The 15,661-nt window shown below is 39.0% G+C and carries 15 protein-coding genes; 10 read left to right on the top strand and 5 right to left on the bottom strand.

Annotation, left to right across the window (positions count from 1 at the left end):
- Positions 1–24: 24 nt before the first annotated feature.
- From yajC to queA, 3 genes are all read right to left on the bottom strand, one after another.
- A complete protein-coding gene (gene yajC, locus B6258_RS04125; protein WP_006535133.1) occupies positions 25–360 on the bottom strand; it encodes a preprotein translocase subunit YajC in 336 nt (111 codons plus the stop codon).
- A gap of 85 nt (positions 361–445) precedes the next feature.
- On the bottom strand, positions 446–1,588 hold the full coding sequence (gene tgt / locus B6258_RS04120; RefSeq protein ID WP_099074191.1) for a tRNA guanosine(34) transglycosylase Tgt: 1,143 nt from the start codon (positions 1,586–1,588) through the stop codon (positions 446–448).
- A 183-nt stretch (positions 1,589–1,771) separates the two neighbouring features.
- The gene (gene queA, locus B6258_RS04115; RefSeq protein ID WP_099074190.1) at positions 1,772–2,845 is read right to left on the bottom strand and encodes a tRNA preQ1(34) S-adenosylmethionine ribosyltransferase-isomerase QueA; all 1,074 of its coding nucleotides are present in this window, start codon (positions 2,843–2,845) and stop codon (positions 1,772–1,774) included.
- Positions 2,846–2,952: 107 nt separating this feature from the next.
- Between queA and B6258_RS04110 the strand changes: the two genes are divergently transcribed.
- From B6258_RS04110 to B6258_RS04060, 10 genes are all read left to right on the top strand, one after another.
- On the top strand, positions 2,953–3,540 hold the full coding sequence (locus B6258_RS04110; RefSeq protein WP_099074343.1) for an acyl carrier protein phosphodiesterase: 588 nt from the start codon (positions 2,953–2,955) through the stop codon (positions 3,538–3,540).
- Positions 3,541–4,117: 577 nt separating this feature from the next.
- Positions 4,118–4,720 carry a peroxiredoxin C gene (locus tag B6258_RS04100; RefSeq protein WP_072069413.1) on the top strand — a complete coding sequence of 201 codons (603 nt, stop codon included), beginning with the start codon at positions 4,118–4,120 and terminating at the stop codon, positions 4,718–4,720.
- A gap of 885 nt (positions 4,721–5,605) precedes the next feature.
- On the top strand, positions 5,606–6,235 hold the full coding sequence (locus tag B6258_RS04095) for a ferredoxin-like protein (protein WP_006535141.1): 630 nt from the start codon (positions 5,606–5,608) through the stop codon (positions 6,233–6,235).
- A 52-nt stretch (positions 6,236–6,287) separates the two neighbouring features.
- The gene (locus B6258_RS04090) at positions 6,288–8,390 is read left to right on the top strand and encodes an aldehyde ferredoxin oxidoreductase (protein WP_099074188.1); all 2,103 of its coding nucleotides are present in this window, start codon (positions 6,288–6,290) and stop codon (positions 8,388–8,390) included.
- 19 nt (positions 8,391–8,409) lie between these two features.
- Positions 8,410–9,126, top strand: coding sequence for a YdhW family putative oxidoreductase system protein (locus B6258_RS04085; RefSeq protein ID WP_099074187.1), 717 nt, complete (start codon positions 8,410–8,412; stop codon positions 9,124–9,126).
- A gap of 66 nt (positions 9,127–9,192) precedes the next feature.
- Complete coding sequence (locus B6258_RS04080; protein ID WP_099074186.1) at positions 9,193–9,864, top strand: 4Fe-4S dicluster domain-containing protein; 672 nt, start codon at positions 9,193–9,195, stop codon at positions 9,862–9,864.
- Positions 9,861–10,658: a thiosulfate reductase cytochrome B subunit gene (phsC, locus tag B6258_RS04075; RefSeq protein ID WP_099074185.1), complete on the top strand. Its 798-nt coding sequence runs from the start codon at positions 9,861–9,863 to the stop codon at positions 10,656–10,658. The genes B6258_RS04080 and phsC overlap by 4 nt, the downstream gene beginning before the upstream one ends.
- A gap of 25 nt (positions 10,659–10,683) precedes the next feature.
- Positions 10,684–11,649 carry a protein YdhT gene (ydhT, locus tag B6258_RS04070; protein ID WP_099074184.1) on the top strand — a complete coding sequence of 322 codons (966 nt, stop codon included), beginning with the start codon at positions 10,684–10,686 and terminating at the stop codon, positions 11,647–11,649.
- Positions 11,650–11,765: 116 nt separating this feature from the next.
- Positions 11,766–12,059: a helix-turn-helix domain-containing protein gene (locus B6258_RS04065; RefSeq protein WP_006535148.1), complete on the top strand. Its 294-nt coding sequence runs from the start codon at positions 11,766–11,768 to the stop codon at positions 12,057–12,059.
- A gap of 19 nt (positions 12,060–12,078) precedes the next feature.
- The gene (locus tag B6258_RS04060; protein ID WP_240531517.1) at positions 12,079–12,462 is read left to right on the top strand and encodes a hypothetical protein; all 384 of its coding nucleotides are present in this window, start codon (positions 12,079–12,081) and stop codon (positions 12,460–12,462) included.
- Positions 12,463–12,527: 65 nt separating this feature from the next.
- Here the strand turns inward: B6258_RS04060 and brnQ are convergent, their stop codons facing one another.
- A complete protein-coding gene (gene brnQ / locus B6258_RS04055; protein ID WP_099074342.1) occupies positions 12,528–13,871 on the bottom strand; it encodes a branched-chain amino acid transport system II carrier protein in 1,344 nt (447 codons plus the stop codon).
- 476 nt (positions 13,872–14,347) lie between these two features.
- Positions 14,348–15,646: a phosphate regulon sensor histidine kinase PhoR gene (gene phoR, locus B6258_RS04050; RefSeq protein WP_099074183.1), complete on the bottom strand. Its 1,299-nt coding sequence runs from the start codon at positions 15,644–15,646 to the stop codon at positions 14,348–14,350.
- Between the last annotated feature and the right edge of the window lie 15 nt (positions 15,647–15,661).

Genomic DNA, 15,661 nt, shown 5'->3' with positions numbered 1-15,661 from the left:
CCTTTTCCCTTTGGGGAAATGTTATTAAATAGCTTTCATTGTGCCTTTAGGTAATACAGCGGCAACAAAGTCACGTTTGATAGTTACTTCTGTTGTTTCATTCAGAGCAACAACGATATAGCCGTTATCTGAAACTTTAACAACACGACCAATTAAACCACCAGTCGTTAAAACTTCATCACCTTTACCAATAGAATCCATCAGTTTACGATGTTCTTTAGTACGTTTTTGCTGTGGACGTAGGATCATAAAATAGAAAATCAGAATAAAGATCACTAACATCGGTAAAATAGACATAAAGCTAGCTTCAGGCGCAGCTTGTCCAGCAGAAGCAACAGCATCAGAAATGAAAAAACTCATTCACTTTTCCTCATTGTTGTCGATATCGACGATATTCAAGTTATAAGCCCAATATCATACACAGAATTGGGCTTTCTCGTATACATTATTCACACTTAGTCGCACTGCCATTTAGCGGTGGGACGGGTTTTCCAATACGTTCGTAGAATTCGTGTACAAACTCTTCAAAACGCGAGTCTTCAATAGACTGACGAATTTCAGCCATCAAACGCTGATAATAACGCAAGTTGTGGATAGTGTTCAGCCTTGCACCTAAAATTTCGTTACAACGATCAAGATGATGTAAATAAGCGCGGCTATAATTTTTACAGGTATAGCAGTCACAATGTTCATCAAGTGTTGATGTATCAGAGCGATGTTTCGCATTACGAATTTTAATAACACCATCGGTTACAAACAGATGACCATTTCGTGCATTTCGTGTTGGCATAACACAGTCAAACATATCAATACCACGACGAACACCTTCAACTAAATCTTCTGGTTTACCAACACCCATTAAATAACGCGGTTTATTCGCAGGAATTTGAGGGCAGACATGCTCTAAAATACGATGCATATCTTCTTTCGGTTCACCGACTGCAAGACCGCCGACAGCGTAACCGTCAAAACCAATTTCGACTAGCCCTTTTACCGAGATATCACGTAAATCTTCGTAAACACCGCCTTGAATAATACCGAATAATGAATTTTTGTTATTGAGCTCATCAAAGCGCGCACGACTACGTTTAGCCCAACGTAATGACATCTCCATTGAGTTTTTCGCATAATCCCAATCTGAAGGATATGGCGTACACTCATCAAAAATCATCACAATGTCAGAACCCAAATCGAATTGGATTTCCATTGATTTTTCTGGGCTTAAGAAAATCTTCTCGCCATTAATAGGGTTACGGAAATGAACACCCTCTTCTTTAATTTTACGCATTGCGCCTAAACTAAAGACTTGGAAACCGCCTGAATCCGTTAAAATGGGACCTTGCCATTGCATAAAATCATGTAAATCACCATGTAACTTCATGATTTCTTGACCCGGGCGTAACCATAAGTGGAAAGTATTACCTAAAAGAATTTGTGCACCTGTTGCTTTTACTTCTTCAGGTGTCATTCCTTTTACGGTGCCGTAAGTACCCACTGGCATAAATGCTGGTGTTTCAACAACACCACGTTCAAAAATAAGGCGACCGCGGCGAGCATTACCGTCGGTTTTGTCTAATTCGTATTTCACTCATCCTCCAAGCATCAGAAAAACAGTCCAATGCGCAATAAAAAACAGCACATTCTAATCATTTGTTAGACGGCTGTATATGTTACTTCAACAAAAACCCGTGCTTAGTCAAAGGGATTCAGCAATAAAATTGAAATAACGATTTATAAAACGAAGAAAAACGTTAAAAAGAATAATAAATCTTTATTCTTGTCCTACTTTTTCATTGATAGCTAAAGGATTACAAGTAATAAACATCGCATCACCATAACTGAAAAAACGATACTCTTGTTCAACCGCTTCTTTATATGCATTCATGGTATTTTTATACCCAGCAAAAGCAGAAACTAGCATGATTAAAGTCGATTCAGGCAAATGGAAATTCGTAATCAAAGCATCAATTATTTGATATTGATAACCAGGATAAATAAAGATTTGAGTATCATCGAAGAAAGGTGCTATTAACGCATCTTTTGTTGCTTTCGCGGCACTTTCTAACGAACGAACAGAGGTTGTTCCCACTGCAATCACTCGATTGCCACGTGCTTTACACGCTAATACCGCATCAACCACTTCTTGTGGTACTTCTGCGTATTCAGAATGCATGGTGTGTTCTTCGATATTATCAACACGCACAGGTTGGAAAGTACCAGCACCAACATGCAGTGTGACAAATGCCATCTCAACACCTTTTTCTTTTAAGGCTTGAAGTAATGGTTCATCAAAGTGTAATCCCGCAGTAGGGGCTGCAACAGCGCCTGGACGTTCATTATAAACCGTTTGATAAAGCTCTTTATCAGACTCTTCATCAGGACGATCAATATAAGGAGGTAAAGGCATATGCCCAATACTATTCAGGATGGTAAGAACATCTCTTTCATCATCAAAGCGAATTTCAAAAAGTGTATCATGACGCGCAACCATAGTTGCTTGTACACTTTCATCTTCACCTAGCACAAGCGCAGCGCCTTCTTTCGGTGATTTAGAGGCTCTAACATGAGCAAGAACGCGATGTTCATCAAGCATACGCTCAACTAACACTTCGATTTTGCCACCTGACGCTTTACGGCCATAAATACGCGCGGGGATCACGCGAGTATTATTAAAAACCAGTAGATCACCGGCATTTATTTTATCTAACACATCGGTAAAAATACCGTGTGATAAAGCACCAGTCTCACCTTCTAAAGAGAGCAAACGACAACCACTGCGTTGAGGTTGTGGATAGTGAGCAATCAAGGCTTCTGGCAATTCAAATGTAAAGTCTGATACACGCATAATTAAACGACTACTTTCATAAAAAACAGGCGGACTAGTCTAGTGCTGCCAGCTTATCAGTGCAACAAAGAAGCCCTTTTTTATTCAAAAAGCGCTATGATGATGAAATGAATTATCTTGCTCACTTACATCTGGCCTTTAGGGCAAAAAGCTCTCTATTAGGCAATATGATGGCAGATTACGTTAAAGGCACGCCTAGCTCTGATTACAGCCAAGCTGTTATTGAGGGCATTCGTATGCATAGACGCATTGATGTGCTCACTGACACTCACCCATTAGTCAAACAAGCTCGACTGTTATTTCCTGATGAATATCGCCGAGTTTCACCGATTACCTTAGATGTTTTTTGGGATCATTTTCTTTCTTTAAATTGGTCAAAATTCGAACCAGACATCCCATTAGCTCAATTTGTCACCAGAACTCGAAATATTATTGAACCCGATTTATGGCAAACGCCTGAAAAATTCCAAGAACTCAATGAATATCTATGGTCACAATCTTGGTTAATTCGTTATGCAGACAAGGCATATATTGCTCAAACATTGAAAGGAATGGCGAGAAGAAGACCGCGATTAAGTGCACTCGCTGGCTCTTATATCGTACTCGAAACACATTACGATGAATTAAGTGAGATTTTTTGGCAGTTTTATCCACAATTGCTAGAAAGAGCACAGCATCACCAACTTGATGACTGATACATTTAACAACTATTTAGAACTTCATCTTTTTGTCATATTGTAGGATTACATTTGATATATCAAAGAGATGCTAAGTCAATTTATTATATTATTCGTAACGATTTGTTAACAAGCATAGTATTCATTTTCAAAGTTGATTAGAATGAATCGTTATACAAGGAGTCATAAATAATCCTACTTTATTGTATTAAGTTGATAGCTATAATCTATCAAATAGATTGTTCTGTTTAACTTTATCAATAGCGATTGATTATTTATGCTGTATACATCATTTAAAAACAGGGTACATACTCTAAATAGTTCGAGGTGTAGCTAGGCGACAAGTGAATGAGTGCTAGAAGCATACAAGAGTATGTGACTAGTGCGAATGAACACAGTCAACAACGCGACAACTTGAAATATGACGAATAACACCCTGAATTTACTCCAAATAGTTCGAGATGTAGCTAGGCGACAAGTAAATGAGTCGCTAGGAGCATACAAGAGTATGTGACTAGTGCGAATAAACGCAGTCAACAACGCGACAACTTGAAATATGACGAGTACAAACTCTTTCAATCTACAGGAGTACATTATGGTTCTGGTTACTCGCAAAGCCCCTGATTTCACAGCTGCTGCCGTTTTAGGTAATGGTGAAATTGTTAATGATTTTAACCTGCATTCATTTATCAAAGGCAAACCTGCCGTTATTTTCTTCTGGCCAATGGATTTCACTTTCGTTTGCCCTTCAGAGCTGATTGCATTCGATCACCGTTTTGAAGAATTCAAAAAACGTGGTGTTGAAATCATTGGCGTTTCTATGGACTCAGAATTCGTTCATAACGCATGGCGTAAAACCCCAATTGATGATGGTGGTATTGGTGAAGTTAAATACCCAATGGTTGCTGATATCAAACACGACATCATCAAAGCTTACGGCATCGAACACCCAGAAGCGGGCGTTGCATTGCGTGGTTCGTTCTTGATCGATAAAGAAGGCGTTGTTCGCCACCAAGTTGTTAACGATCTGCCATTAGGCCGTAATATTGACGAAATGATCCGTATGGTTGATGCACTGCAATTCCACGAAGAGCACGGCGAAGTTTGTCCTGCACAGTGGGAAAAAGGTCAAGAAGGTATGGGCGCATCTCCAGATGGCGTTGCTAAATACCTGAAAGCAAACTCTGGCAAACTGTAATCGTTCAGTAAGCTAATGCATTTCTAAAAGCCTGTAAAAACAGGCTTTTTTATTTCACAAACCCTAGTAAAAAATGAGTACTCATCATGAAATGAAGTTTTCAACTTAGTGCTTTAACGATTTTTAGCTCTGGTAATATCTTCCTACGCAGCAATTGCCTTTTCCAAAATTTCATTTAAGTAGAGTTGCATTCTCTTCTTCACTGCTAAAAGACTCAACTCAGCTATATCATATTCTTTAAGTTTGACTTTCATCGTTCCCCCCTCAATCTCTCTGAATATCATTTTAGCTTTATCAATATCACTTTGTTGTGTTGTTTTATCTCCACAACAAAAGAGATCGTTTTTTACTAGATAAGGTTTCTTTTTTTATAAAAATGATCTAGTCATGGTTTTGCCATTTATTTATATTTTATTTAATTAAAAATTAATATCTAACATCAATTTATTATTAAAATAATAATATTAAATAGAATATAAGAACAAATGACCTTTAATTTAATTTCAATAATAGAATATATATAAATAGTAGTTATTCTCTTTCGTAATTACAGATAAAAATAATAATCATTTAATTAAAAAAATTAATTAACACGAATTATTTTTATTTCTATGATAGTAATCACAGAATAAATTCTTTAATAACCACACTATCAGAAAGGATAATAAAAATACGCAAAAAATGGAGATAACACATTGTAAATACAAATATTTAACATTTTCTTACAAGGTGTTTTTTAATCATAAAAAGAGTTGAAATCTATAATCTATCTGCTAACCATACCGTTATTATATTTTTTATATAACGATAAAGCAAGCGGGTAAATAAAGAATTTATCATCACAACTTATTTCTTATTAAATTAGTTAAGCGGAGATAAATATTAATGTCTGATACACATCATCGTCCAATATTAGATATTGGACTATCAAGACTAGAGTTTCTGCGAATATCCGGTAAAGGGCTTGCAGGGATCACAATAGCACCCGCATTGCTTTCTCTTTTAGGTTGTAAGCAAGAAGAAATAGATAGCGGAATAATTCAATTAACCACAACACCTAAAGGCGTTTTAGTCACAAATAGAGCGCGTTGCACAGGATGCCACCGTTGCGAAACGGCATGTACAACATGGAATGATGGAAGTGTTGGATCATTCTTCTCTCGCACCAAAATTCATCGTCATTTTTATTTTGGTGATAAAGGTATTGGCTCCGGTGGTGGACTTTATGGCGATTTAAACTTTACAACAGATACATGTCGCCAATGTAAAGATCCCGAATGTATGAAAGTCTGCCCAGTAAAAGCTATCCGTTATCAAGAAGAGTTCGGCTGTATTGTCGTTGATACACGTCGTTGTATTGGTTGTGCCGCCTGTACAACAGCTTGTCCGTGGATGATGGCAACGGTCAATCCACAAACTAAAAAATCCGGCAAATGCAATTTATGTGGTGAGTGTGCATCAGCGTGCCCAACCGGTGCTCTGCAAATCATTGAATGGAAAGAAATTACTGTTTAATAAATCCAGACAATCACATCACTGAACCACATTTAGATTAGGAAGCAATATTATGACTAACGGCTGGACTGGAAATATTCTAAGAATCAATTTAACTACCGGTGCCATCACTCGTGAAAGCTCAAGCAAGTATAAATTCTTGATTGGTGGTATGGGCTTTGGCTACAAAATTATGTATGAAGAGGTTGCACCTGGCGTTAAACCTTTTGATGAAGAAAACAAAGTTGTCTTTGCAGTAGGTCCTTTAACTGGCTCTGGCGCACCTTGTAGCTCCCGCGTCAATATCACCTCTCTTTCCACCTTTACTCGTGGCAATCTGGTTGTTGATGCTCATATGGGTGGATTTTTCGCAGCATGGATGAAGTTTGCAGGCTACGACTCGCTGATTATTGAAGGTAAATCGGATAAACCTGTTTGGATCCATATTGACGATGACCAAGTTTCTATTGAAGATGCCTCTTTCTTATGGGGGAAAGGCGTTCGTCAAACCACCGAAGAGTTATGCGCTCAAACAAGCCCTGAAGCCTGTGTTGCTGCAATTGGTCCTGCGGGTGAAAACCTTGTGCCATTATCAGGTATTATTAATAGCCGTAACCACAGTGGTGGTGCGGGTATTGGTGCCGTCTTAGGTGCTAAAAAACTAAAAGCGATTGTTGTTGAAGGCAGCCGTGGCGTTAACGTTGCTGACCGTAAAGCGTTAAAAGAACTTAACGACTATATGATGACACAACTGATTGGTTCTAATAACAACCATGTTGTACCAAGCACACCACAATCTTGGGCAGAATATTCACACCCAGGCTCTCGTTGGAATGCGCGTAAAGGTCTGTATTGGGGAGCGGCTGAAGGCGGCCCAATTGAAACAGGTGAAATTCCTCCTGGTGATATCAACACGGTTGGTTTCAGAACCATGAAATCCACCTTTGACTTAGGCCCAGAAGCAGAAGAGTACACCGTAAAAATGGGGGGGTGCCACTCTTGCCCTATCCGTTGTATGGCACAGCTTAACGTTCCGCAAGCGAAAAAATTTGGTGTACCACAAACGGGGGGTAACACTTGTGTCGCTAACTTCGTTCACACTACTATTTTCCCTAATGGACCTAAAGATGTTGAGAAAAAAGGAGATGGTAACGTTGTTGGTAACCTAGTGGGTCTGAATATTTTTGATGATATGGGACTTTGGTGTAACTACGGTCAGCTTCACCGAGACTTCACGTATTGTTATACCCACGGTGTATTTAAACGAGTGCTTTCTGAAGAAGAATATAACGATATTCCTTGGGATAAACTGGAAGAAGGCAACCCAGAATTTATCAAAGATTTCTATTACCGTTTAGCACATCGTAAAGGTGAATTTAGCCACCTTGCTGATGGCTCTTATCTCATTGCACAGCGCTGGAATTTAGGTGAAGAGTATTGGGCTGATAAGAAAAATAAACTTTGGTCACCAATGGGCTTCCCAATTCACCACGCCAATGAAGCATCAGCTCAAGTGGGTTCTATCGTTAACTGTATGTTTAACCGCGATGCGATGACTCATACCCATATCAACTATATCGGCAGTGGTTTACCGCTAAAACTACAAAAAGAGATTGCCGGTGAGCTATTTGGCTCTGGTGATGCTTTTGATGAAACCAAAAACTATACACCAATCAATAAAGCCAAAATTGCTTATACCAAATGGACTCTCTTACGTAGTTGCTTACACGATGCAGTCACCTTATGTAACTGGGTATGGCCTATGACAGTTTCTCCTCATAAGAGCCGTAATTATCGTGGTGACTTAGAAATGGAAGCTAAATTCTTTACTGCTATCACAGGTGAGCCAACGACTTCTAAAGATCTAGATTTAGCCTCAGAACGTATCTTCACTCTACACCGTGCTTATACGGTTAAATTAATGAACACCATGGATATGCGTAATGAGCATGACCAAATCTGTTCATGGGTATTTGATAAAGATCCTGATATTCCAGTCTTTACTGAAGGTACAGACAAAATGGAAAGAGTCGATATGCAGCTTTCTCTCACTATGTTCTATGAAGAAATGGGCTGGGATCCGCAATTAGGTTGCCCAACAAAAGAAACTTTAGTTCGCCTTGGATTGCAAGATGTTGCAGACGATTTAGCGTCTCGTGGTTTATTACCCGGTTAATCGGTAAAAGAAGGAGATCATGATGATAGAACAAAATGCATCGGCTTCTATACCACCTGATATCGCTGATGATGCAGATATTGCTTTAGAGCAACCTGATATCTCTCGTCGCCGTTGGTTACTGCCACTATCAGAAACAGGTGTTGGACGTAGTACTAACACCTCAACTGATATCGTCAAAGAACCCGTTGCAGAGGTAGCCGAATTATCTGCTGAACAACATCTCGCGAATGCGATACGTCAATGTTCAAAAGAAGGTGAACTATTAGCCATTTCAACGCTGTATGATGCACCCTATTCTCTGACTGAAGAGGATATTGCACAGTTAGAAACCGCGTTAAAGAGCGACGAGTTTATTGATATCGCCCATTTAAATCTCAATGGCGAGGATTATTACTACTCTGATGAATTTATGTCAGATAACTTCGCACAACTGCAATTATTAAACCGCCATGCGGATATTTGTACCGCTATTGCAGGTGTGGTTCGTTTTGAGTGCGAAACCTATCCTCGGCCATTGAAACAAAGCATGTTGATGTCTGAACCCTTTCAATACACGGCTTCAGAGATTGAAGATGCACTGACACTGATGAAAACTCACCCTGACTTTCAGGATATTCAGCAAGTTTTAGCATCCAACGATGCTCCTTATCTCTTTAGCAATACGTTAATGAGTTACGGCAAAGCACGGGGCTTAACTGAATGGATTGAGGTAGAACAACATGAAAATCCTTAATGTTCTGCCTTATCAACGAAACTCGATGTGGGTATTACAACATCATCAGACTGAGGAGCAAAAATAATGCGTGTTTCTCGCCGTAAATTTGTAGCAGGTATGGGATCGGTCATTTTTTTCAGTGCACCACTAGGGAGTGCGCTTGCAGCCACTGCAGAAAAAAAACCTATTCGCTATGCCATGATCCACGATGAGACTCTTTGTAATGGCTGTAATATCTGCGCCACTGCATGTCGTCGATTAAATAAAGTCCCCAATGGTATGGCAAGAATGGATATTGCTCATATTCCATTAAGCCTCAAAGAAGATAACGATAAATACCATTTCTTTAGACACTCTTGCCAACAATGTGAAGATGCGCCATGTATTCCGGTTTGCCCTACGGGTGCTTCTTGGCGTGATGAAACCAATGGCATTGTGCGTGTTAATAAAGAGAAATGTATTGGTTGTAGCTATTGCATATCAGCATGTCCATACCAAGTCCGTTATCTTAACCCTGTGACACAGGTTGCTGATAAATGTGATTTTTGTCTTGAGTCTCGACTACAAAAAGGTTTTCCACCGATTTGTGTGAGTGCTTGTCCACAAAATGCCTTGTTATTTGGTAGAGAAGATAGCCCTCAAATTCAAGAATGGCTCAAAACACACGATTACTATATTTATCAACTTGATGGTGTAGGAAAACCCCATCTCTATCGCCGCGTAGGGCCTCATGTACAAGAGGGAGGTGAAGTATGAGTGCCGTTCATATCATGCCAAATGCCGAGCAATTCCAAGCCTCACTAAAAGAGTATGTCTTGATCTACACACCCGACTATTCACCATTGTGGTTAATCGTTGCAGGCGTGCTTTTAGTTGGGATGTTGCTTGTTCTTGCACTGCATGGCTTCTTACGTTATCGCTTTGCCACACCACACGGTGAGTCGCATAAAGAAGAGAAACTCTATCTTTACTCTAAAGCAGTGCGTTTGTGGCATTGGAGTAATGCCTCTTTATTTATTCTGTTGCTTCTAAGTGGTGGGATTAACCATTTTGCCCTGCTTTCAGCCCACGATACGGCACTATTAGTTAATGTGCATGAAATTTGTGGCTATCTGCTCTTAGTTTGCTGGTTATCCTTTATCCTTATTAATCTTATTGGTGGTAATGGTAAATTTTACCGCATTGATGGCAAAAATTGGCTCCAGCGCGCTTTAATGCAAGTTCGCTTTTACCTCTACGGCATTATCAAAGGTGAAGATCACCCCTTCCCAGCAACACTTAATGTTAAGTTTAATCCACTGCAACAAATGGCTTATTTAGGGGTGATGTATGCATTAGTTCCACTGCTTTTAATAACGGGTGTGTTGCTTCAAAACCCAGCATTTATTCCTGCTGACGCAGTGATATTTAAAGCATGGTTATTAATCGCACATCAAATATTAGCTGTATGTAGTGTCTTTTTTATCATTGGTCACCTTTATCTGTGTACAACAGGGAAAACACCCTTCCAAACATTTCGCAGTATGGTTGACGGTTACCATAGACACTAATTAATACATGGAGTAAGGAGCTTATATGTCTGTCCCTTCAAAGGAAAATATTAGATTAACAAAAGAAGACTTACGACAGTTGCATGTTTCAACTTCGCTTTATCGTTGGTTTTTGCGTTATTTTCCTGATGGAGGCACTTACAGTGCTATCCATAGTGAGTTAATAAAACAGCGCCGTACACAGTGGATAGAAAGCTTTATTCAATATATTTATTTACGTCATTTTAGTGAAGCATCCTTTGCCAAACAGGAACAAGAAGTCATGGAAAACATCTTGTTCCTGCTCGGCAATGAACAACAAGGTGTGACATTACAACGCCTGCCCTATCACAACATGTTGCCAACCTCTGAAAATATTCAATTTTCTACCGAATGGCATCAATTGATCTTAAAAAGTCAGCAACTAAGCACCGATCTTGCTTTGTGTGGAAGTAACAATATTGTGGCTTTTTCTGGCGATGAAAACAGCATTGCCAATACGGGTTATAACAATCAATTGATAAATACTGGTTTTGCAGGAAAAGTATGTAATACAGGTAATCAATGTCGTATTGGCAGCTTAGGCGGGCGCTCCCGTATTTGTAATAGTGGCAACGATGTCAAAATTTATGCCTCAGGTAATGGTGTTCATGTCGCAAACAGTGGTATACGCAGTTTCATTACGGCCTCTCAAGATCGCGCAAAAGTCACTAATACAGGTGATTTAGCGCAAATCAATGTGACTGGAAAAAACACGGTGGCAATTAACACCGGCGATAACTGTAAAGTCACGGTATCTGGCGACGACAGTATTTGTATATCAACGGGTAATCTTCATCAGTTCTGCTTAGGAAAAGGCGGTAGTGCAGTGATTGCTTATCATGACGGCAATCGTACGCGCTTTAAAATCTTCTATGAAGGTGAAGATGATATTGTTGCTGGCGTTCATTATTACTTAGATGAAAACCAACAGCCCGTGGCAGAAAAACAGTATTCTACAGATCAAAATTAATGGGCAATCTAAGATAAACTGTTTGCTCTGCTCTTAAATCAAATAGGTACTATAATGTCCAAAGTCGCTATTTTTTGCTATGATTAGACATTATAGTATCTATTTGAGGCTAACAAATGAAACTCTCATTACTTACTGATCTTGATGTTAGTCGAGCCTTTGCCTCTCATTTACGAAAGTTGCGTGAAAAAGAAAAATGGTCACGCGAACAACTTGCCGAGCGTAGTACAGTTCCTGCTTCAACTATCAAAAAATTTGAGTTACAAGGTAAAATTTCACTACGCCAGTTACTGTTACTTTGGCAATGCCTTGATGATTTAAATAATCTTTATGCGGTTGTGGATCCTAAGAAAGTGAATAAACCACGTATGCCAAGGACTATTGAAGAGGTATTACAAGATGAGTTTTAAGCCGATCTAAAAGCTAAATGTGACACGGACGTTATCTACAGGTGATCCTGTTTTAATGGGAACATTGGTACAAAACCATAGTGGTGTCTTTTTTCAATATGATGATGAACATTGGGAGCCAGCCCCTTTTTATGATGTAACTTATAATCCCAATCCTAGAAATGAACATATCTCTTCATTTGCTGGATATGCTAAAAAGCCACCATTAAAGACAATAAAGCAACTTGCTGAAATAGCTGGTTTTGGAAGTTGGCAACAAGCACAAGCGTATATTCATCATACCGTTGATGTTATTGCTCGATTCTCATCACTTGCCAAAGAATATGATGTATCCAAATTAATACGAACAGATATAGAAAAAACACTTGCTGATCGTTTAAAAGAAAATCGACACTTACTGTAATTCCAACAAAAAGGGAAACTTTCGTTTCCCTTTTTACGTTTAAATCAATCTGTTTTCACTGCATTTTATTGCTTATTGATAGCTTCAGTATGGATCACTTTTTTATGGTGTAAACCAACAACTTTGTCATAAATACCACAAACTACAATAGTAATGAGAACAGGAGTTAACCACGCTAAACCTTGCTCACTTAATGGCAATTTAGTTGCCCACTCTGGTGATAAATGTTTCAGATAATCAGAGGCTTTTATTGCATCAAAAATACCGAAAAATAAGCTAACCGCCATGGCGGGTGCGATAATACGGCTTGGATTATTCCACAGACGTAATGTGAAGCTCATTAAAATAATCACAATGCAAGGCGGATAAATCATAATCAATACAGGAATAGAAAACTCAATGAGTTTGCTTAATCCTAAGTTTGATACAACAGCTGAGAATATCGCCAGAATCAACACTAATACACGATAAGAGATAGGCAAATAACGGCTAAAAAACTCTGCACATGCACACGTTAAGCCAACAGCAGTCACCATACAGGCTAAGAAAATCAGTACCGCTAAGAAGAAGCTACCAAAATTGCCGAAAGTGTACTGAACATAGGCATGTAAAATATCAGCGCCATCTTGAGCACCCGGAATAATGCTGCCACTGCTAGAGCCTAATTTAAATAAACTCAAATAGATCGCAGTTAACAATACACCAGCAATAATTCCCGCCCACATAGTATAACGTGTTAACAGTGATGAATTATCAATACCCCGAGAACGGGCTGCATTAACAATAACAATACCGAAAACCATAGCGCCCAATGTATCCATGGTGAGGTAACCGTTAATAAAGCCTTGAGTCAACGCCATATCACGATAAGCATCAGTAGCAGGAATAGCACCACCAGCAGGCCAAAATACTGCGGCCACACCTAATACCGCTAATGCCAGAATTTTAATCGGTGCAAGAATATGACCAACACTGTCTAGCAATTTACCGGGATAAAGTGAAATACCAATAACAATTAAGAAATAGACAATGCTGTAAATCAGCAATGACATCTCAGTATCACCCACTAAAGGAGCAATACCCACTTTAAAAGAAACCGTTGCAGTACGAGGTGTTGCGAAAAGAGGCCCAACAGCGAGATAGGCAACAATAGCTAATAATAACCCCATTGATTTACCAATAGGTGTGCTTAATGCCTCAATACCACCACCGACTTTTGCCAATGCGACAACCGTTAAAACAGGTAAACCGACACCGGTGATCAAAAAGCCAATTGCCGCTGTCCAAACAAATTCGCCTGATTGTAAACCCACCATTGGAGGAAAAATAATGTTGCCAGCGCCAACAAAGAGGGCGAATGTCATAAACCCTAATGCCAGAATATCTCTAGAAGTTAATCTATGTGCCATAAGTTTTGTTAATATATAGTTACAATAATGGTTAATTTGCGCCAATATAGCGCAACATAAAATCAACAATATCTATTTAGGCTCATACCATCATTATTCAGGATAATATCCATATATAATCATTTCATGTAGAGCAATCAGATACTAAATAGAAAAAATTGCCGATAACTGGTCACAAGTAAAACTTTTATAATGAAAAAAGGCAATAGCCAATCCCAAAACCAGAATAATCATCTAAACTATTTTTCAGCTCCAGTTATAACTGTCATATATCATCGAATATACATGATATGATTTGTGCATTTTATCACCAACAATATTGAATATTAGCATCACTTAAAGTTACCATTAATTAATAATATTAAAATTTAACGCTACGATATTAGTTTTTATTGATATTAAAAAGATCAAGAATGAGACCAAAAACCTTTATCACTGATTGATACAAGTGATAAAGGCTTTAAAAAGACAGACTGCTAATGTGTTTTTTTAGCGGTAAGCAATGTTTGAGGAAGGATAAAAGAGAAGGTACTCCCCACACCCACTTTACTTTCAATGTTCAATTGAGAGTGATGATGAAGCAACGACTTTTTCACAATTGCCAAACCTAACCCTGTACCACCTGAATGACGAGAGCGCGCTTTATCAACGCGATAAAAACGTTCTGTTAAACGAGTTAAGTGTTCAGCACTGATCCCCGCTCCATTATCTGAAACACTAAATAACATACCTTGGGGGATTTTTTTCCAACTGACGTTGATTGTGGTGCCTTCTTCAGTGTGATTAATGGCGTTATACACTAAGTTAGAAACAGCACTACGCAGTTGCTCTTCATTACCACGAACAGCCCACTGTTCATCAACATCAAAAACAATCTGGTGTTGACCTTGGCTTAATGAGTTAGCTTCTTGTTGTAATAAAGCCAAAATGGCAGGGATATCAACAATCTTGTTTAAATCAATATGGGGCGCAGATTCGATACGAGAAAGTTGTAAGAGTTGCTGAACAAGCGTATCCATGCGTTTAGCTTGCTCTTGCATCGTAACTATCGCCTTATGCTCTGCAGGTTTGGCTGAACTATTTTCTTCCATCATTTCAAGATAACCTTGAATAACGGTTAGCGGTGTTCTTAACTCATGACTAACATTAGCAAAAAAGTCACGCCGTGAATTTTCTAGTTTATTTTTTTCTGTCACATCACGCGCCACCATCAAGCGCTGATCTTCGCTATATGGCATCACACGGAACTCAACAATAGAGCCATTATTCAGTGAAATAGTTAAGGGACGACTAAAATCACCTGCGGTAAAATAGTGCAAAAAATCAGGATAACGTAATAAGTTAAAAATAGTTTGCCCGTTATCTTCAGGCCAGCGAAAGCCTAATAAATGTTGAGCAAGGCTATTACACCAAAAAATATTGCCTTCATTTGTCATCATCACAACAGCATCAGGTAAGCTTTCAGCCCCACTTCTAAAACGTTTAATTAAGTCGCCTAATTCTCTGCGTCGTTTACGATTACGTTGCTGGGTCTGTCGGATCCCATAAAAAATAGGCTCCCATCCCCCTCTTCCTTCTGGGGGTAATACAGAGCGATCTAACCATAACCATTTAGATAATTTCAGCAAATTATAGGCATGCCACACAAGGGCACTGAGAAGCGATGCCACCAGCAACCAAGGAAGATGCCCAATAAAAAGCGATAATATAAAGGCAGGCAAACAAAATAGACATAGCCCCCAAACGAGGGCTTTCCACGATAGTCGTTCTAACACCTGACGGTTACTCCC

It is taken from the genome of Proteus alimentorum, from assembly GCF_002607735.1.
Taxonomy (GTDB): Bacteria; Pseudomonadota; Gammaproteobacteria; order Enterobacterales; family Enterobacteriaceae; genus Proteus; species Proteus alimentorum.
The sequence above is the reverse complement of the archived record's forward strand: the minus strand, read 5'-3'. Positions and strand labels throughout refer to the sequence as shown.

Bases quoted from the DNA above. Each gene is read 5' to 3' on its own strand.
- B6258_RS04100 (WP_072069413.1), top strand. From the start codon at position 4,118: ATGGTTCTGGTTACTCGCAAAGCCCCTGATTTCACAGCTGCTGCCGTT.
- B6258_RS04065 (WP_006535148.1), top strand. From the start codon at position 11,766: ATGAAACTCTCATTACTTACTGATCTTGATGTTAGTCGAGCCTTTGCC.
- ydhT (WP_099074184.1), top strand. From the start codon at position 10,684: ATGTCTGTCCCTTCAAAGGAAAATATTAGATTAACAAAAGAAGACTTA.
- brnQ (WP_099074342.1), bottom strand. From the start codon at position 13,871: ATGGCACATAGATTAACTTCTAGAGATATTCTGGCATTAGGGTTTATG.
- queA (WP_099074190.1), bottom strand. From the start codon at position 2,845: ATGCGTGTATCAGACTTTACATTTGAATTGCCAGAAGCCTTGATTGCT.
- B6258_RS04090 (WP_099074188.1), top strand. From the start codon at position 6,288: ATGACTAACGGCTGGACTGGAAATATTCTAAGAATCAATTTAACTACC.
- phsC (WP_099074185.1), top strand. From the start codon at position 9,861: ATGAGTGCCGTTCATATCATGCCAAATGCCGAGCAATTCCAAGCCTCA.
- B6258_RS04095 (WP_006535141.1), top strand. From the start codon at position 5,606: ATGTCTGATACACATCATCGTCCAATATTAGATATTGGACTATCAAGA.
- B6258_RS04080 (WP_099074186.1), top strand. From the start codon at position 9,193: ATGCGTGTTTCTCGCCGTAAATTTGTAGCAGGTATGGGATCGGTCATT.
- B6258_RS04085 (WP_099074187.1), top strand. From the start codon at position 8,410: ATGATGATAGAACAAAATGCATCGGCTTCTATACCACCTGATATCGCT.
- B6258_RS04110 (WP_099074343.1), top strand. From the start codon at position 2,953: ATGAATTATCTTGCTCACTTACATCTGGCCTTTAGGGCAAAAAGCTCT.
- yajC (WP_006535133.1), bottom strand. From the start codon at position 360: ATGAGTTTTTTCATTTCTGATGCTGTTGCTTCTGCTGGACAAGCTGCG.